This is a genomic window from Hymenobacter terricola (assembly GCF_017921975.2).
Taxonomy (GTDB): domain Bacteria; phylum Bacteroidota; class Bacteroidia; order Cytophagales; family Hymenobacteraceae; genus Hymenobacter; species Hymenobacter terricola.
The window spans coordinates 25,139-42,780 of sequence record NZ_JAGEMO020000041.1; the positions used below are offsets into that span (position 1 = coordinate 25,139).

Below are 17,642 nucleotides of genomic sequence, written 5' to 3' on the forward strand. Positions count from 1 at the left end.
GCGGCGATGGCACGGGTTAATTGGCTGAAGAAAGCCGGTAGTGGGTTGGGGCGGGCGCGTTACGGCCCTTCACCTTCTACTGCGGCCCGCCGCCGGGCCTGCCCCCGCCGCCGGGCGGTGGACCGCCGCCGCCATCGGGCCGCCCCCCGCCGTCGGGCCGGCCGAAGCCGCGCCCTTCGCCCCGCCCGCCGCCCTCGCCCGGCGTGGGTGCTATCACGTTGCCGCTGCGGATGTTGTAGGTGAACATCAGCATGAAATAGCGCTGCAAAATCGTGGTTTGCACGTCTTCGTAGTAGGCATCGGTCACGTTGCGCTGGATGGAGCGGTTCTGGCCCAGCAAATCGAAGGCGTACACCTTGATTTCGCCGCGCTGGCCGGGAAATATTTTTTTGCCCAAGCTGGCATTCCAGAGGATGTACTGCTGGTTGTAGCCGGCCGAGAGGCCCGAGTAGGCCTGGTGCACCAGGTCGGTGGCCAGGTTGATGCCCGGCCCCACAATCCAGTTCAGGCGCAGGCGCGAAACCTGCGAAAAGTAGTTGGTATTGAGCCGCGTTTGCAGCGTGTTGATGACGTAGTTCTGGTTCGAGGTGGTGGAAGCCGTGAAATCCAGGTTGGTGCTGATGTTGGAGCTTAGCGTGAGGCCGGCCCCGAAAGAGGGCACACGGGCGTAGTTCAGGCCCCCGTTCACGATGCCCGGCGTTTGCGTGAAGTTAGCGTTGGCGCTCAGGTTCACGTTGGTCTTGATGGGCTTGATGGGCCGGCCGTAGCTCACCAGCGAGCGCAGGGTGTAGAGCTGGCTCAGGTTGGTGGGCTGGATGAGCTGGCCGCCGGCGGGCAGCACCACGCTGGGCGCGCCCTCGGGCGTCACGGTCGTCTCCCGAACGGCCACGATGGTGCGGTTCGAAATGGGGTTCTGGGTGAAGGAGCCCGAGAGCAGCGCGAAGAAGTTGCTGGATACTTCGGGGTTCGAGGCCGAGTAGCGAACGTTGAGCGAGTGCTGAAACTCCTGCCGCAGCGTGGGGTTGCCGATGGTGAGCTGCAAGGGGTTGGAGTTGTTCACCACGGCCTGGAGCTGGCTCACGCTGGGGGCGTTGGTGTTGGTGCGGTAGAACAGCCGCAGGTTTTTCTGGCGCGTGAAGCGGACGTTGACGTTGGCATTGGGCAGCACGTTCACGAAGTAGTAGCGCCCGATGCTGGGGCGTGGGTACTGAGCGTCGCTGTACAATTCGGAATACTGCCCGGCCAGCCCTAGCCCCACCTGGTACTTGGGCGTGATGTGCCGGTAGGTGAGGCCGCCCGACTGCGTCAGGTAGTAGTTCTCGAACACGTTGCTCAGGCCCTGGTTCAGCGTCCGGGTGTCGCCGGTGGTCAGGTCGTAGGTGTATTTGTTCGAATTGTTGGGAGCGTAATTGATGGCGTAGTTGCCTTGCAGCACATCCTGCTTGGTGAGGGCCTCGGTGAGGGCCAGGTTGGCGTTGACGCTGCCGCCGTGCTGGGTGAGGTCGCTGGCCTGGTTGAGGTTGTTGAGGACCGAGCCGGTGTCAACCGTTTGCAGGGTGGTGTTGCTGGTGCGCTGGCTGTAGGTGCCCCCGATGCTGAGGCTGGCCGTGCGGCCGGCCTTAGGGAAGCGGTGGCGCAGCAGCAGGTCGCCGCCGGTATTCAGGCCGTTGTTGTTCGAGCCGTAGGCGCTGTTGATGCGGCTCCGGGCGGTGTCGTTGCGGCTGGTCAGGCCGATGAGGTTGCTGGTGGCGTCGTTCAGCTGGTAGCTGAAGCGCGGCCGGAACAGGACGGAGTTGGCCGAGTCAATCTTGTGCTCCAGGCGCATGTTGAAGCGCTGGTTGGTGTTGAGGCTGCTGGTGGTGGCGTTTTGATTGTAGGTGGTGCCGGCGGGCAGTACGTACTGGCGGTTCGTATTGCTCAGCAGGGTGTTATCGGCCCGGTTGAAGAAGTAGCTGGCCGACATTTCCGTTTTCTTGTTCCAGGTGTTCGAGTAGTTCAGGCCCACGGCGTTGGTTTTGGTGATGCCGCCGCTCTGGTTCACCAGGAAATCGCCGGCGTTGCCGCCGTTCCCCCCCCCGCCCTGGCCTCCCCCGCCGCCGCGCTGGCCGCCGCGGCCGCCGCCCTGGTTCGAATTGCCCACCACGCCCAGCAAATCTTCGGTGCCGAAGTTCTGCTCGTTCACGTTGTTCGACTGCGCCAGCACCGACAGGCGCTCGTCGCCCTTAAACTTGTTCACGTTGCCGCTGGCCTTGTAGCGGTCCGGGCCCGCGCCGGCCACCACCCGCCCAAAGGTGCCGTTGCGGAATTCCACCTTCGTCACGATGTTGATGGTCTTGGTCGTGTTGCCGTCATCGAAGCCCGAAAACCGGCTTTGCTCGCTGCGTTGGTCGAATACTTCAATCTTGTCCACCATTTCGGCGGGCAGGTTTTTGAGCACCGCGTCGGGGTCGTTGCCGAAAAAGGGCTTGCCGTCGACCAACACCTGGGCCACGTTTTCGCCCTGGGCCTGCACCTTGCCGTCGGTGCCGCGGCTCACGCCGGGCAGCTTCTCTATCAGGTCGCCGGTGGTGGCGTCGGGGTTGGTTTTGAAGGCGCGGGCGTTGAATTGGGTGGTGTCGCCTTTCTGCACCGACTGGGCGGCGGCGCCCGTCACCACCACGCCTTTGAGCTGCACGCCGCCGGCTTGCAGGGCCAGCGTGCCCACTTGCACGGGCTGCCCGGCCACGCTCACGGGTAAGCGCTGCATCGCATAACCCACAAAGGAGGCATCGAGGACGTAGCGCCCGGCCGCCACATTGTCGAATTGAAATTTGCCGGTGGCATCGACGGCCGTGCCGGTTTTCACCGAGTCGGGCAGGTGAATCAGCAGCACGTTGGCCCCGATGAGCGGCGACTGGTCCTTGCCGTCGGTCACGCGCCCGCTCACCGTGGTGGGCGCCTGCGCGCGGGCCGTGCCCAGCCCAATCAGGAAGAAAATAAGTAAAGAAAATTGCCGCATAGAACTGGAAAAAGCAACAGTAACTCGTCTGACGGCATTCGGCCGCTCAAGGTTCGCCGGCCTGACAAACGATTGTGCAGCCAGTTACTTTTTGCGCAACAGCAGCAGCCCATCGCGCAAAGGCAGAAAAACCGGTTCCACCCGCGCATCCCGGGCCATTTTGTCATTGAAAGCCCGCACGAAAGGCGTGTCCTTATCGCCGGTTTTCACCGCGTGCGTGGGCAGCACCTTGCCGCCCCACAGCACATTGTCGACGATGAGCAGCCCGCCGGGCCGCACCTGCTCAATAACTGCTTCGAAATACGCATCATTATTTCGCTTGTCGGCATCAATAAAGACCAAATCCCACACTTCATCGACCAGGCCCGGCAAAACGTCGAGCGCCGCGCCGATGTGCAGCCGCACCTGCGCGGCCACGCCGGCCGCCGCCACGTAGCGCCGGATGCGGGCTTCCCGCTCGGGCTCAATTTCGATGGTGTGCAACAGCCCGTTACCGGCCAATCCTTCAGCTAAACACAAAGTAGCATACCCGCAAAACGTGCCGATTTCCAACACCCGCCGGGGCCGCATCAGGTGGCTGAGCATACTCAGAAACCGCCCCTGAACGTGGCCGCTGCTCATGCGCGGCATTAGCAGTTGCAGGTGCGTTTCGCGGGTGAGCTGGGCCAGCAGCGGCGGCTCGGGCGCGGTGTGCAGCGCGGCGTAGGTTTGGATGGAGTCGTCGGTCATTATGGTGAAGGAGGGGGACGTAGCGCAAACTTGGTAGTTCGCGCTACAGAATTGGCCGCAGCCGAAATACAAAGACGTTGAAGCCCATTTTGCCCGGCCCGTAGCTGGAGTCAATCAGGTGGTACAGCCCTTCGTAGCGGTACACGTCCGAGCCGCCGTCTTCGGCCGGCACTTTGCGAAGCACGCGGACGGGATGGCCGGTTTCCTGGCTTTTCAGTAGGGCCAGATTGGTGCCCGCCGCAATTTGGTCCGTCACCTGGTGCCGGTTTTTCGGGTCGCGCCCGCCGGTGCCGGAGTAGCGGATTTCGTCTTCGCTGAACGCATCATCTTCGTACTGGCCAGCCAGCACAATGCTTTCGGCCCCGAGCTGCCGGGTGCCGCACACGCCGGTGCGGTGCGGCCGGTGCACGCCGCTGAAAGCCAGCTCCAGCCGGTTACGGAACGTGTCGCCCGGCCGGTAGCCGCTCACATGCCCGAACACCGGCTGGCTCACTTCCCTTCCGGCACGTATTGCAGCACGCTCAGGTGCTCATCGGTCAGGATTTCGTTGGCCATTTCGAGCAATTCAGCCGATGAGATTTTCTCGATTTTCCCGAAAATCTCGCTCAGCGGCTCCACGCGGCCCAGGTCGAGGGTGCTTTTGCCGAGGAGCTGCATCAGGCCGCCGTTGCTTTCCTCGCTCATGGCGAGCTGGCCCATGAGCTGGTGCTTGGCAACGTGCAGCTGGTTCGTGGTCAGCTGCTTTTCACGCAGCAGCTTCAGCTCCTTCTGCACCAGGCCGAGGGTGCGCTTCACCTGCTTGCCCTCGGTGCCGAAGTAGATGCCGAACAGGCCGGTGTCGGTGTAGGGCGAGTAGGTGCTGTCGATGGTGTACACGAGGCCGTATTTCTCGCGCACCGCCAGGTTGAGGCGCGAGTTCATGCCGGGCCCGCCGAGAATGTTGTTCAGCATGAAGAACGGGATGCGGCGCGGGTCGTTCAGCGAGTAGGCCGGGCCGCCCAGCAGGCAGTGTGCCTGCGTGATGGGCCGGGTTTCAACCTGGGTTTTGCGCTCGTAGCCGCCCACCGGGCGGCGCGTGCGCGGGCCCAGCCGGGCCGGCAACGGGGCCAGGAATTTGTCGGCCAGTCGCTTCACTTCGGCAAACGGCAGGTTGCTGACGGAGCTGAACACCAGCCGGTCGGTCCGCATCTGCTCCCGCAGAAAGGCATGAAAATCGGCGGTCTGGAAGCGGCTCACGCTCTCGCGGGTGCCCAGAATGTTGATACCGAGCGGATGGTCGCCAAACACAACCGTATCGAAATCATCAATAATGGCGTCCTCCGGGGCATCCTGGTACATGCTCATTTCTTCCAGAATCACGCCCCGCTCCTTCTCCACCTCGCGGCCGGGAAACACGGAGTTGAACGTGAGGTCCGTCAGCAACTCAAACGCCCGCTCGAAGTGCGTGCTGAGCAGGGCCGCGTAAAAGCATATTTTTTCCTTGGTGGTGTAGGCATTCAACTCGCCGCCCACGGTTTCGAGGCGGTTGAGGATGTGGAAGCTCTTGCGCTTCTCAGTGCCTTTGAAGGCCATGTGTTCCCAGAAATGGGCCAGGCCCTGCTGGTGCGGGGCCTCATCGCGCGAGCCAATGTCGAGCAAAAAGCCGCAATGCGCAATTTTCGTGTGTAATACCTGCTTGTGCAGGAGGCGGATGCCGTTGGGATATTCGTGAATGTGATAATCAAGCATAAGAGTGCAAAGGTACAATTGGCAGTGAGCAGTTGGCAGTTATCAGAGAGTTGTAATCAGTGAACAGTGAACAGTGAATAAAAAAAGAACCTATAGCATTGATAACTACTCTCTGATAACTGCTCACAGTTCACTGCTCACTGATGCCAGTAGTTGTACCACCTCAATGCCATACGCGCAGCGAAAGTGCCCCAATGGGCAGGCCCCGTGCCCGTGCAGCCCACAGGGCCGGCACGCCAGCGCCTCCTCAGTTTCTACCACGAACGAAACCGGCGACAGCGGCCCAAACCCAAACGCCGGCACCGTGCTGCAAAACACCGCCGTCACCGGCGCACCCACCGCCGAGCACAGGTGCATGGGGGCCGAGTCGTTTACGTAGTTCATCACCGCCCCGCGCATGAGGGCGGCCGAGGCCAGCAGGCCGATTTTGCCGGCAATGCTGGTCACGTTTGCCCGGCCGCTGGCGGCGGCCAGGCGCTCGCAGGCTGCCACATCGGGCGGGCCGCCTAGCAGGTACACGCGCAGGTGCTGGGGCAGGGCCGCCAGCAGCTCCAGCCACTTCGCCTCCGGGTATTGTTTGGTGAACCAAACCGAAGTCGGGGCCAGACATATATAAGGACCGGCGGCTGCATAGCCGGCCGCCGTGGCTTCATCGGCCGCCGAGGGGTAGAGCCGGGGCGGCACCAGTGGCGTCGGCACAGCGTCCGTGAGCAGGCGAAGGTTGCGTGTCACCTCGTGGGTGCCATCGCCGATGGCGTGCGGCGCACGCCGCGTGAAGAATCGGCTCAACGGGTTTTTGGCGAAGCCCACCCGCTCCCGGGCTTTGGAGAAGGCCGTGAGGAACCCCGTGCTGGCAAAGCGCTGCAAGGTCACCACGCGGCCATATTTCCGGGCCCGAATCTGGCGCAGCAGGTCCCACAGCGCGGCGTATTTGCGGTGCTTCTTGTCCCAAATTAGCGCTTCGCGCACGTGGGGGTGGCCGGCCAGCAGGCCTTCGTTGCCGCGTCGCACCAGCACATCAACCGGCGTGGCCGGCTCGGTCTGGTGCAGGTATTCGAGCAGCGCCGTCATCAAAATAACATCGCCAATGAAAGCGGTTTGGATGAGCAGCGTGGCGGGCGGAGGTGGAGTTATGGGCACGGCGCGAAATTACGGCAACCCGGGCACGCCGGCCGCCGCCCCGCACTGCCCGGCAATACTCCGGTTAACCGCTACCTTTCCCCGCCTTTTGGCTTTCCAATTTTATCGGCGGGCCCTATAATGACTGGCCTTGGCCCACCGATTCACGCTCCGCTACCTACCTCACCCTTCATTTTCCTGATTCGCTTTTATGCTCCTGGAAGTTACTGTCTCGCTTGCTTACACCGTTATCGGGGTAATAGTTGCCCTGCTGGTCTTGCTCCTGCTGGCCAAATCCCTGCTCGGCCTCGTCGTCATCGGCGAAATGCAGGTGGGTGTGGTGGCCAAAAAATTCTCGCGGCGCAACCTGGCCGCCGGCCGCCTCATAGCCCTCGCAGGCGAAGCCGGCTACCAGGCCGACACGCTGGCGCCCGGCTGGCATTTTTTCCTCTGGCCCTGGCAGTATTCAATTACCAAAGAGCCGGTGGTCATCATCCCGCAGGGCGAAATCGGCCTCGTGGTGGCCAACGGCGGCGAACCCATCCCGCCCAGCCACATTCTGGCCCGCGAAATTGCCTGCGATAATTTCCAGGACGCCCGCGCCTTCCTCACCAACGGTGGCGAGAAGGGCCGGCAAATCGGCATGCTCACGGCCGGCACCTACCGCATCAACACGGCCCTGTTCACCATCATCACCCAACGCACCGCCGCTTCCATGGGCATGTACCCCGAGGAGCTATTCATTTACCGCGTGGCGCCCGATGCGGTGGGCATCGTCACCACCCTCGACGGCGTGCCCATCACGCCCGGCGAAATTGCCGGCCCCGTCATCCCCAACCACAACAACTTTCAGGATGCGCAGGCTTTCCTCGCCGCCGGCGGCAGCCGGGGCCTGCAGGAGCAAATCCTGCTTTCCGGCTCCTGGAACCTCAATCCCTGGTTTGCCCGCGTCGAGCAAGTGCCCATGACCGAGATTCCGATTGGCCACGTTGGCGTCGTCATTTCTTTCGTCGGCCGCCCGGCTATTGATGTGAGCGGAGCCGATTTCACCCACGGCAACCTCGTCGAAGTGGGCCACAAGGGCATCTGGGCCACGCCGCTCTACCCCGGCCGCCAGCCCCTCAACACGCACATCATGAAAGTGGAGCTGATGCCCACCACCAACATCGTGCTCAACTGGGCCGTGCGCACCGAGGCGCACCACTACGACGACCACCTGAGCAGCATCACCGTCCGCTCGCGCGACGGCTTCTCCTTCAATCTCGACGTGGCCCAGATTATCCACGTCGGCGCGCTCGATGCACCCCGCGTCATTTCCCGGGTGGGCTCGATGAAAAACCTCGTCGACCACGTCCTGGAACCCATCGTGGGCAACTACTTCCGCAATTCGAGCCAGGAATTCACCGTGCTCGACTACCTCACCAACCGCGCCGAGCGCCAACGCGACGCGGCCACATTTATCCGCACCGCGCTGAGCGAGTACAATGTGCAGGCCGTCGACACGCTCATCGGCGACATTGTGCCGCCCGCCCAGCTCATGACCACTCAAACCGACCGCAAGCTGGCCGAAGAGCAACGCAAAACCTACGAAGTGCAGCAGGCTGCCCAGACTCAGCGCCAGGCGCTGGTGCGCGAAACCAGCATCGCCGACATTCAGAATTCGCTCGTGCAAAGCGAGCAAGGCGTAAACATCGCCGAGCTGCAAGCCAATGCCCAGGTGAAGAAAGTGCGCGGCGAAGCCGAAGCGGCCAAGCTCCGAGCCGGCGGCGAGGCCGAAAGCACCCGCCTCCGCGCCATCGCCGACTCCGAAGCCACCCGCCTGCGCGGCCTGGGCGAAGCCGAAGCCATCCGCGCCATCGGCAACGCCAAAGCCGAAGCCTACCGGGTGGGCGTCGAAAGCCTTGGCACCCGCGAGTTCACCGGCCTGCAGCTCATGCAGATTATCGGCGACCGGCAGGTAAAAATCGTGCCCGAGGTGCAGGCCAACGGCGGCGGCACCGGCACGGGCGGCGGCCTGGTCGAAGCCCTCATCGGCCTGCTGGCCCAGCAGCAAACGGCGCAACTCAATGCGCCAGCCCCAACTCCCCCGGCCCCAACTCCTGAGGCACCTACTCCAACAGCAGCCAGCTAGGCAAAACAACAAGAACGTCATGCCGAGCGCAGTCGAAGCATCTCTACCGTGAGAGTAATTAGTTACTTCACCGGTAGAGATGCTTCGACTGCGCTCGGCATGACGTTTTTAATTCGTTCGCGCCGTCAGCTTTAAGTCAGCTGCGTCGGGCGGTTAACCACCTCCTCAAGAGAAATCAACGTTTCCGTCCGTTCAATGCCATCAATGGGCTGAATCCGGTCGTGGAGCACGTCGCGCAGGTGCTGGGTATCGCGGCACACCAGGCGGGCAAACACGCCGTAGGCCCCGGTGGTGAAGTGGATGCTCACCACCTCCGGAATGTCGCGCAGTTGGTTCACCACGCTGGTATACACCGAACTTTTCAGAAGATAAATACCAAGAAAAGCGCTAACCCCGTAGCCAAGTTTCTGATAATCAATGCGCAGCGTTGCACCCTGGACAATGCCTAATTCTTCGAGCCGGGCCATGCGCACGTGCACTGTGCCACCCGAAACATTGACTTTGCGGGCAATTTCGGTGTACGGCATTTTCGCATCCTGGATGAGCAAATTCAGGATATTCCGGTCGGTATCATCAAGTTCGTAATTTCGAGCCATCTTTTGCAGAAAGGAGTTGAAGACAATGTTAAATTTAAGGCGTAATATTAAATTTATTGTAAACTTTCAGTTAAACGGTGGAATTATTTGCATCGTCTAACTTGTCATCTTACATTTGTTGCAATCCAAGGCAGAAGGCCACGGCAACGGAGTAGTAAAGAAAAGCAGACAAAAGTACTGGACCTCCAGCCTTATTGCCTGCCAACGCCTTCATAAAAGGAGACTTTCTTTCGCTACTGCCCTGGTTGGATACGGAGGAGAAGAGGGGAAAACGAGGCCGCGCATCTGGGTGGGTGCGCTCCTCACACTGGTAAGAGGCGGCCTCTGGGTGGGGGCCGCCTCTTCGTGCTTCAAATCGTTTGGGGAAATCCTTCACTGCTACTGTCCGTCCCGTCAGCTAGTTGGCTAGCGCGTGGCCATGGGTGCCCGCTGGCCTTTAAATTGTTTTACTCCGGCCTGCAGGAAGGCGCTAAACTGCGCCACGTCGGGCTCGTAGGCAATAGGCGTAACCAAGGGCGTGTTGGTTGCATCATCGGGGTCGAGTAGCACATAATAAGGCTGGGCATTAAAGCCATAGCGGGTTATCTGCAAGTCGGCGTTCTGCTTGCCGAGAGTGGTTTTCACTTGGTGGTCGTGGGTTGATGTGTACCACTCATTCTGGGGCAGCTCGGTTTTATCGTCCACGTACAGAGCTACCACCACGTAGTCGTTGCGCAATTTTTCCAGCACCAGCGGGTCGCTCCACACGGTGGCCTCCATCTTGCGGCAGTTCACGCAGGCATGGCCGGTGAAGTCAATAAAAATGGGTTTGTGCTGCTGGCGCGCGGCGCGCTTGGCCTGCTCCAGGTCGAAAAAGCCGTTGAGGTTGTGGGGCAGTTCCAGGAAATCGCCGAAGCGAACGACTTCCTGCGAGGCCCCTGCGCTGGTGGTTGCGGCGGGGCTGCTGCCTCCTTCGGCCGTAGCCAAAGAAAAATCGTGCTTGCTCTGGGGCGGCAGGTAGCCGGCCAGCAGCGGCAGCGGCGCGCCAAACAGGCCCGGCACCAGGTACACGGTGAAGGCGAAAGCCAACACAGCCATCATTAGACGGCCCACGCTGAGGTGGTCGAGCGGCGAGTCGTGCGAAAGGCGGAACTTGCCGAGCAGGTAAAAGCCCAGCAAGGCCGACAGCACAATCCAGAGCACGATATATACATCGCGGTTGAGCAGGTGCCAGTGATAGGCCAGGTCGGCGGTGCTCAGGAACTTGAGGGCCAGCATCAGTTCCACGAAACCGAGCACTACTTTCACGGTATTGAGCCAGCCACCGGAACGGGGCAGGCTTTTCAGCCACGACGGGAAGATGGCAAACAGCGTGAACGGCAGCGCGAAAGCCAGCGAGAAGCCCAACATGCCCACGATGGGCTGAATCCGCTCGCCGCGGGCCGCCAGGCTCAGGATGCTGCCCACGATGGGTGCGGTGCAGGAAAACGATACGACCACCAGCGTGAGGGCCATAAAGAAAATCCCCCCCCAGCCGCCTTTATCGGCCTGGGTATCCACGGTATTTACCAGCTGGTGCGGCAGCGTGATTTCAAACAAGCCCAGAAACGAGAGGCCAAACACGACGAATACCGCGAAGAAAATCAGGTTCGGTATCCAGTGCGTGGCAATCAGGTTCGGGCCGTCTTCGCCCAGCAACACCGACACCAGCACGCCCATCAGCACGTAAATACCAATGATGCTGGCCCCGTACACCAGCGCTTTGAAGATGCCACGCTGGCGGCTGTCGGAGCCGCTGGTGAAGAGCGAAACGGTCATCGGCACCATCGGGAATACGCAGGGCGTGACCAGTGCGGCCAGCCCGAAGGTGAAGGCCAGCAGCGCGAAACTCCACAGGCCACCGGCCTTGCCCACGGGGTCGGCAGCCGTGGCCGCAGAGGCTGCGGCCGGCGCGGGAGCCACTTCGGCTTCTTTGGCGGCACTGGCAGCGGGCGGGGTGGCCTCGGCTTTGGCCGGTGCAGTGGCCGCCGCAAGCTGAACGGCCGAATCGGAGGAAGTGGGAGCCACGGCGGGGGGTGGCGTGGCGGCTGCGGGGGCGGTAGCAGCTGGGGCTACGGCCGCAACCGCGGTTTTGGTGGGCGTGGCGGGCGGTGCCGTGCCGACGGCTTTGGCAGCGGTGCCGGCCACCGTCAGCGGGCCGAATTTCAGGGTTTCGTTGCCGGGCACGCACTTGCCGTCCACGGTGGTGCAGCTCTGGTATTCGGCGTCGGCCGAGATGGTGAGGGGACCGGGCTGTAATATTTTGATGCGCTGGCGCATCTGCCCGTTTTTTTCCCAGAAGGCCACTTCGCCTTTAAATACATCGTCCTGCTCGTGGTGCGACTTGATGGACTGGAGCTTGCCCACCAGCGCATACGCCGGGCTGGGCGTGAACTTCAGGCTGAACACCACGGGGCCTACTTCGTCGCTAAAATCGGAGGAGTAGAGGTGCCATTTGTCGTCGATGCGGGCGTTGATGACCAACTCTATTTCGTCGCCTACTTTGGCCGTAGGGCGGCTCAGGGCCGTGCTTAGGTGGGTGGGGGTCAGAACCTGGGCTGTGGCGGGCACGGCCAGGCCCAGCCAGAGCAGCAGCAGGTTGACTATCCAGAGACTCTTCATTTTTAAATACATCACGCGTTGTTGTTTTCCGTTTTTCTGCCTTCTAACAGGAGAAGGCCTGTCCTCGTTGCAGGTTATTTACCTGCGGTTGCGTAGGGTAGTCGCCACGGCCCGCGTTTGCTTACACGCGATTTTCGCCCTAAAATTACGGCTGTGCAGATGACAAACCGATGAGCCGAAAGTTCATCGGGCCAACCACCTGCGCCAAACTGCGTACTTTTGAGCAACAAAGGCCTCCAGACCGACCGCGTCGCGGGGGCCGCCGACATGGGTTTAAAATTATTATTCACCGTTTTACTCGTCTTAGTAAACGGTTTTTTCGTGGCCGCCGAATTCTCGTTGATTCGGGTGCGCCTTTCGCAACTAGAGCTGAAAGCCAAAGAAGGCAGCCGCCTGGCCGGCCTGGCCATGGGCGTGCTGCGCAAGCTCTACGACTACCTTTCGGCCACGCAGCTGGGCGTCACCATCGCCTCGCTGCTGCTGGGTGCCGTGGGCGAGGAGCTGTTCACGGAGGTGATTCTGGGCCTGCTGCCCCGGCTGGGCCTGCCCATTACCCCGGCCACGGCCCACACCATTGCCGTGACGGTGGGCCTCATTATCCTCACGTTTATCCACGTTCTGTTCGGCGAGCTGTTCCCGAAGGCGCTGGCCATTCAGCGGCCCGAGGCGGTGAGCCTGGCGCTGGTGCTGCCGCTACGCGCATTTTATTACGTGACCCGGCCGCTGACGTGGTTCCTGTCGAAAGCCAGCAACCTGCTGCTGGGCGCGGTGGGCATTCAGAACGTGCACGGCACGGAGGCGCACACGTCGGATGAGTTGCGTCTGCTCATCGACCAGAGCAAGGAGAGCGGCGAGATTCAGGACTCGGAGCACGAGCTGATTGAGAACGTGTTCCAGTTCAACGACCGGATGGTGAAGCAGATTATGGTGCCCCGCACCAAGCTTTCGGCCCTGGACGTGAACGCGCCCGCCGAGGAGATTCTGGACATGGTGTTCGCCGAAGGCTTCTCGCGGATGCCGGTGTACGAGGGCAACATCGACAACATCGTGGGCGTGCTCAACGTGAAGGACCTGCTGCCCATCATCCGGCGCGGCGAGGCCGTGGAGCTGGCCCGCATCATGCGCCCGCCCTACTTCGTGCCCGAAACCAAAAAAATCAACCGCCTGCTGCGCCAGTTTCAGCGCAAGCACATTGTGATGGCCGTGGTGAGCGACGAGTTCGGCGGCGTGTCGGGCATTGTCACCATCGAGGACATCATGGAGGAATTGGTGGGCGAAATCCAGGACGAGTACGACAACGAGGTGCCCGTGGTGGAAAAAGTGTCCGAGGACGAATACCGCGTGAACCCCGCCACGCCCATCTCCGACGCCAACGAGTACCTCCCCTTCCCCCTGCCCGAAGGCGAGGACTACGAAACCGTGGGCGGCCTGCTCAACGTCATCTACGGCAGCATTCCGGAAGTGGGCGACGTGGCCGTGCTCGACCCCTACGAATTCCGCGTGCTGCAACGCTCGCGCCGCGCCGTGGAGCTGGTGCAGCTCCGCGTAACCACGTCCACCGAGCGCGAAGCCCCGCGCGGCGAGCTGAGCGACGAGTTGTAGGCAGGAATTGCAAGCGGCCAAAACGGGGGTTTCCGCCTGGCTTCGATTTAAAACCGGGCAGAAACGCCCGTTTTTGGCCGCTTTCAATTCTGCAACGCACCGAAACGGCCGTATAGAAGCATTGCCAATTCTGCAACGCACCGAAACGGCCGTAGGGAAGCATTGCCAATTCTGCAACGCACCAAAACGGCCGTAGGGGAACATTGTCAATTCTTCTTCTTCTCTCCATCAGGGTTCCGCGTTGGCCTTACTTCAGCCAGCTGGCGTAGGTCTGATAGTTGGCGGCGGTGCGGCGCAGGCCTTCTCGCTGGGCCTCGGTCACGGGCTTAATCTTCTTGGCCGGCACCCCGGCGTACAGAAAGCCGGGCTCGCACACAAAATTTTCCAGCACCACGGCCCCGGCGGCGACGATGCAGCCCGTGCCCACCACGGCGTGGTCCAGCACGATGGCGCCCATGCCGATGAGCACGTCATCCTCCACGGTGCAGCCGTGCACCAGCGCCCGGTGCCCAATGCTGACGCGGCTGCCGATGGTCAGCGGGGCCTTCTGGTAGGTGCAATGCAGCACCGCGCCGTCCTGGATATTGGTTTCGTCGCCGATGCGGATGCGGTGGACATCGCCCCGAATGACGGCCGTGAACCAGACGGTGCAGTTATTTCCCAGCACCACATCGCCGATGATGGTGGCGTTATCGGCGATGAAGCAGTCGGCCGGAATGGTGGGCGAGATGCCGTGAACGGGGAGGATGAGGGCTGGCATGGTGGCGAAGAAAAGAGGTGGTTTACGGCTGAGTGCGGACGTAGGAACGCGCCACGGCGCGTTCGGCGCGTATCCGGTCGGGCGGGTTCGTTCAACGACCGAACGCGCCGTGGCGCGTTCCTACGTCCACATCAGCCGTTTCCACGTCCCCTTTTCCCAGTTATACTTGAGCGTGCTGGGCAGGGCCTGCCAGAAATACTTGCTGGTTTCCACGGCGAAGCTGGGCTGCATGTAGCAATTGATGGTGCAGCCTTCGCAGGCCGGCAGGCGGCCTTCCAGGGCGGCCAGGCGCTGGGTTTCGGGCGCGTTGTAGAGGTCGAACAGCTGGCCATCGATGGGAAATTTCTGCTCGCCGAGGTGGTAGCAGGGCAGCACCAGCTCGTTGCTGGGCGAGATGACCAGCGTGGTGCTGGCGGCCCGGCACACGGGCGCGGCTACGTGGTTGCCGCCGTCGCGCCGCAGCTCGATAAAGGCCTCGTTCAGGTACACGCCCTTGCGCTTGCCAAAGGCGGAGAGGAAGTCCAGCTCCTCGGGCGTGAGCTGCTCGCCGGTTTCCACGTCGCCGTACTCGAAGGCGGGGTTGAGGATGAGGACGAGGCCGTTGGGCTGGGTGATGTCGCGGTACACGGCCTCCAAATCTGCCAGGTTTTTGCGGAACACGGTGAAGAGGATGTCCGGCCGCTCGCCCAGCTCTTTGGCTACCCGAATGCTTTCGAGCACGAAATCGTAGCAGGCCACGCCCCGGCCCAGGTCGTGGGTGTCGCGGTCGGCCGAGTCGAGCGAGAAGTGCAGCATATCCACCTTACCGCGCAGCTTCTCCGCGTTTTTGGGGTAGAGCAGGCCGTTGGTCGTGACGGTGGTGATGAAGCCCATGTCCCGCGCCAGGCCCAGGAATTCGGGCAGCTGCCGGTGCAATAGCGGCTCGCCCCCGGTGAAATCAATCACCGACACGCCCAGGCGCTTGAGGTCGCGCAGGTTGCTGGCCACGTCCTCCAGCGTGATGTAGGGCGAGGGTTTCTCCCAGATATCGCAAAACGCGCACTTCGCATTGCAGCGGTACGTGACGTAGTAATTGCAGAGGACGGGGTGCTTGACGAGGCGCATGGCGTAAAGGTAGAATGAGGAATGACGAACTACCCGGACGGCAATTCCTCATTCCTCATTCCTCATTAAGCCGAAGGCGTTAATGCGGCAGCTTGCCCCAGGCGGCCGCGTCCCACTTGTCCGGCATGGCGGCCAGGGCTTCGGGCGTAGCAGTCCCATAATGCTCCTCGTAGTAGCTACAGAAGCCTTTCAGCGGGCAGCGCGGGCAATTCGGCTTCAGGAAAAAGCAAATCTGCTGGCCGTGCCAGTAGTTGTGCTTGTGGAAGTTGAACAGGGTTTCGGCATCGGCGGGCAGCAGGGCCAGCAGCACGGCGTGCGCCTTCTCCACCGACACCTTCGGCCCCAGAAAGCCCACCCGCTGCGCCACCCGGTGCACGTGCGTATCGACGGGCAATACCGGCTTATGGTAGTTGAAGAGCAGCAGCAACGAGGCCGTTTTCAGGCCAATGCCGGGCATATCCGTCAACCACGCCATGCCTTTTTCCGTTGGCCAGTCGGCCAGGAAATCCAGGTCGAACGGCCCGCCGGTTTCGGCCTGAATGCGGCGCAGGACTTCCTGAATGCGCGGCGCCTGCGTATCGGGCCAGCGCGTGGTGCGGATGGCGTGAGCCAGGTCGCTCGCGGGTGCGGCCAGCACGCCGGGCCAGTCGCCGAAGGCTTCCAGCATGCGGTCGTAGGCCAGCTCTTCGTCGGCGTGGGTGGTGCGGTGCGAGAGGACCGTGGAAATGAGCTCACGCATGGGCGTGCGGCGCGGCTCGGGCGGGAGGTGGCCGTAGAAATGGTCGAGAATCTGGTGGTCGGCCCAGGCTTTCTCGGCGGCGGGCGAGGCGTAGGTAGCGGCGGATACAGGCATGACCAGTTGTACCAGCTGGTGCGGGGCAAGGTTGCTAAAGCGGAGCTTTATTCCATTGGGCACAAAAAAACCGGCGACCACACGGGTCGCCGGTTTTCAACTGGTTATCCCGCCAAAGACGGAATCGAATAGCTTACAGCTGGCCTTTTTTGGCGGCCTTCTGCATCTTCTCATTGGCGAAGATGGCTACTTCCACGCGGCGATTGGCAGATTTGCCGGCGGCGGTAGCGTTATCGCCCACGGGCTGGGTCGAGCCGTAGCCCGTAGCCGTGATGCGGCCGGAATCCACGCCCTGGCCCTGGATTTCATTCGACACGGCCTGAGCCCGACGCTCCGAGAGCGGCTGGTTGATGGCGTCCGAGCCGGAGCTGTCGGTGTGGCCTTCAATCACAACGTTGGTATCGGCGTATTTTTTCAGCGTAGTGGCCAGCTGGTCGATGTTGCCCGCGGCTTCCGGAGTCAGGCTCGACGAGTTGGTGCCGAACAGGATGCCCGACGCGAAGGTGATTTTGATGCCTTCACCCACGCGCTCTACTTTGGCGCCTTCCAAGTCGCGGCGCAACTCAGCGGCTTGCTTGTCCATTTTGCGGCCGATGAGGGCTCCGCCCGCACCACCTACTACGGCCCCGATGATGGCACCTTTGGCAGTGCCCGACTTGCCGCCAATCAGACGGCCGGCCACGCCGCCAGCTACCGCGCCACCCAAGCCGCCGATGAGGCCGCCTTTGAGGGTTTTGCTCATGCCTTTCGGCTTATCCGTCGAAACGGTGGTGCTTTGGGCCTGGGCAAAATTGTTTACCAACAGCAGCAGGGCCAGCAGAAATGCGAAAGAGAAACGAAGAAATTTCATGTTTAAAAAGGGGTTTGGATAAAAGAAGCCAGTAAATGCCGCAGCGGATGCAACGGGCCGGCAAGTACGCCATTTGCAACCACCTTGCCAAACTGCCCAGCTCAACACTAGCTCCCGGCCGGCCAAACCCAGCCCCTTAACGCCCAGCCACAAAAAAACAGCCCTGCCATCAGGCAGGGCCGTTTACATGGCTCAAAGCACCACAGTGCTGGCAGCTATTACTTCTTGTTGTGGTAGGCGTTGTACCGGGCCGGGTCCTTCTTTTTGTCTTTGTTGCGCCCAATCAGGCCGCCACCAATAACACCCGCCGCGCCGCCAATCAGGGCACCTTTGCCCCCACCGATAACGGCACCGGTCACCGCGCCGGCCCCCCCGCCGATGGCCGCGCCTTTGGCCTTATTGCTCCAGCCTTTTTTGGGCGTTTGTGCCTGCACGGCCGAGGTGGCGAGTAACAGGAAGGAGAACAGCAGCAGGAAATATATTTTGAAGGTTTTCATGAGGAGCATCCATTGAGGTTGGAGAATAACAACGG

The 17,642-nt window shown here is 61.7% G+C and carries 14 protein-coding genes; 2 read left to right on the forward strand and 12 right to left on the reverse strand.

From position 1 onward, the window contains the following. Positions 1 to 76 precede the first annotated feature (76 nt). The 5 genes from J4G38_RS19815 to J4G38_RS19835 all read right to left on the reverse strand — a co-directional run bounded on the left by J4G38_RS19815 (position 77) and on the right by J4G38_RS19835 (position 6,595). Positions 77 to 2,998, reverse strand: a complete 2,922-nt coding sequence (locus J4G38_RS19815) for a TonB-dependent receptor (protein WP_210520465.1) — start codon at positions 2,996 to 2,998, stop codon at positions 77 to 79. An 84-nt stretch (positions 2,999 to 3,082) separates the two neighbouring features. After that, on the reverse strand, positions 3,083 to 3,727 hold the full coding sequence (locus tag J4G38_RS19820; protein WP_210520463.1) for an O-methyltransferase: 645 nt from the start codon (positions 3,725 to 3,727) through the stop codon (positions 3,083 to 3,085). Between the two features lie 43 nt (positions 3,728 to 3,770). After that, positions 3,771 to 4,220, reverse strand: coding sequence for a YDG/SRA domain-containing protein (locus J4G38_RS19825; RefSeq protein ID WP_210520461.1), 450 nt, complete (start codon positions 4,218 to 4,220; stop codon positions 3,771 to 3,773). Next, entirely contained in the window at positions 4,217 to 5,455 is a 1,239-nt protein-coding gene (locus tag J4G38_RS19830) for a M16 family metallopeptidase (protein WP_210520459.1), read from the reverse strand. Before J4G38_RS19830 ends, J4G38_RS19825 begins: the two co-directional genes overlap by 4 nt. A 123-nt stretch (positions 5,456 to 5,578) precedes the next feature. After that, positions 5,579 to 6,595 carry a glycosyltransferase family 9 protein gene (locus tag J4G38_RS19835; RefSeq protein ID WP_317198217.1) on the reverse strand — a complete coding sequence of 339 codons (1,017 nt, stop codon included), beginning with the start codon at positions 6,593 to 6,595 and terminating at the stop codon, positions 5,579 to 5,581. 190 nt (positions 6,596 to 6,785) lie between these two features. Between J4G38_RS19835 and J4G38_RS19840 the strand changes: the two genes are divergently transcribed. After that, positions 6,786 to 8,705, forward strand: a complete 1,920-nt coding sequence (locus J4G38_RS19840) for an SPFH domain-containing protein (protein ID WP_210520456.1) — start codon at positions 6,786 to 6,788, stop codon at positions 8,703 to 8,705. Between the two features lie 131 nt (positions 8,706 to 8,836). Here the strand turns inward: J4G38_RS19840 and J4G38_RS19845 are convergent, their stop codons facing one another. Further along, the gene (locus J4G38_RS19845; RefSeq protein ID WP_210520454.1) at positions 8,837 to 9,301 is read right to left on the reverse strand and encodes an Lrp/AsnC ligand binding domain-containing protein; all 465 of its coding nucleotides are present in this window, start codon (positions 9,299 to 9,301) and stop codon (positions 8,837 to 8,839) included. 405 nt (positions 9,302 to 9,706) lie between these two features. After that, on the reverse strand, positions 9,707 to 11,941 hold the full coding sequence (locus J4G38_RS19850; RefSeq protein ID WP_210520452.1) for a protein-disulfide reductase DsbD family protein: 2,235 nt from the start codon (positions 11,939 to 11,941) through the stop codon (positions 9,707 to 9,709). Between the two features lie 219 nt (positions 11,942 to 12,160). On the opposite strand from J4G38_RS19850, the gene J4G38_RS19855 reads away from it, so the two are divergent. Beyond that, entirely contained in the window at positions 12,161 to 13,543 is a 1,383-nt protein-coding gene (locus J4G38_RS19855; RefSeq protein ID WP_226163588.1) for a hemolysin family protein, read from the forward strand. Between the two features lie 247 nt (positions 13,544 to 13,790). On the opposite strand, the gene J4G38_RS19860 is transcribed toward J4G38_RS19855, so the two are convergent. The 5 genes from J4G38_RS19860 to J4G38_RS19880 all read right to left on the reverse strand — a co-directional run bounded on the left by J4G38_RS19860 (position 13,791) and on the right by J4G38_RS19880 (position 17,607). After that, a complete protein-coding gene (locus J4G38_RS19860; RefSeq protein WP_210520450.1) occupies positions 13,791 to 14,303 on the reverse strand; it encodes a gamma carbonic anhydrase family protein in 513 nt (170 codons plus the stop codon). Positions 14,304 to 14,423: 120 nt separating this feature from the next. After that, positions 14,424 to 15,407, reverse strand: a complete 984-nt coding sequence (locus tag J4G38_RS19865; RefSeq protein WP_210520448.1) for a radical SAM protein — start codon at positions 15,405 to 15,407, stop codon at positions 14,424 to 14,426. A 79-nt stretch (positions 15,408 to 15,486) separates the two neighbouring features. Further along, positions 15,487 to 16,260, reverse strand: coding sequence for an endonuclease III domain-containing protein (locus tag J4G38_RS19870; protein WP_210520446.1), 774 nt, complete (start codon positions 16,258 to 16,260; stop codon positions 15,487 to 15,489). A gap of 133 nt (positions 16,261 to 16,393) precedes the next feature. Then, on the reverse strand, positions 16,394 to 17,110 hold the full coding sequence (locus J4G38_RS19875; protein WP_210520445.1) for an OmpA family protein: 717 nt from the start codon (positions 17,108 to 17,110) through the stop codon (positions 16,394 to 16,396). Between the two features lie 218 nt (positions 17,111 to 17,328). Continuing rightward, on the reverse strand, positions 17,329 to 17,607 hold the full coding sequence (locus J4G38_RS19880) for a YMGG-like glycine zipper-containing protein (protein ID WP_210520443.1): 279 nt from the start codon (positions 17,605 to 17,607) through the stop codon (positions 17,329 to 17,331). Between the last annotated feature and the right edge of the window lie 35 nt (positions 17,608 to 17,642).

What these genes read in the sequence shown, in the direction of transcription:
- J4G38_RS19830 (WP_210520459.1), bottom strand. Translation starts at nt 5,455, where the DNA reads ATGCTTGATTATCACATTCACGAATATCCCAACGGCATCCGCCTCCTG.
- J4G38_RS19840 (WP_210520456.1), top strand. Translation starts at nt 6,786, where the DNA reads ATGCTCCTGGAAGTTACTGTCTCGCTTGCTTACACCGTTATCGGGGTA.
- J4G38_RS19860 (WP_210520450.1), bottom strand. Translation starts at nt 14,303, where the DNA reads ATGCCAGCCCTCATCCTCCCCGTTCACGGCATCTCGCCCACCATTCCG.
- J4G38_RS19870 (WP_210520446.1), bottom strand. Translation starts at nt 16,260, where the DNA reads ATGCCTGTATCCGCCGCTACCTACGCCTCGCCCGCCGCCGAGAAAGCC.
- J4G38_RS19845 (WP_210520454.1), bottom strand. Translation starts at nt 9,301, where the DNA reads ATGGCTCGAAATTACGAACTTGATGATACCGACCGGAATATCCTGAAT.
- J4G38_RS19880 (WP_210520443.1), bottom strand. Translation starts at nt 17,607, where the DNA reads ATGAAAACCTTCAAAATATATTTCCTGCTGCTGTTCTCCTTCCTGTTA.
- J4G38_RS19850 (WP_210520452.1), bottom strand. Translation starts at nt 11,941, where the DNA reads ATGAAGAGTCTCTGGATAGTCAACCTGCTGCTGCTCTGGCTGGGCCTG.
- J4G38_RS19815 (WP_210520465.1), bottom strand. Translation starts at nt 2,998, where the DNA reads ATGCGGCAATTTTCTTTACTTATTTTCTTCCTGATTGGGCTGGGCACG.
- J4G38_RS19875 (WP_210520445.1), bottom strand. Translation starts at nt 17,110, where the DNA reads ATGAAATTTCTTCGTTTCTCTTTCGCATTTCTGCTGGCCCTGCTGCTG.
- J4G38_RS19820 (WP_210520463.1), bottom strand. Translation starts at nt 3,727, where the DNA reads ATGACCGACGACTCCATCCAAACCTACGCCGCGCTGCACACCGCGCCC.
- J4G38_RS19865 (WP_210520448.1), bottom strand. Translation starts at nt 15,407, where the DNA reads ATGCGCCTCGTCAAGCACCCCGTCCTCTGCAATTACTACGTCACGTAC.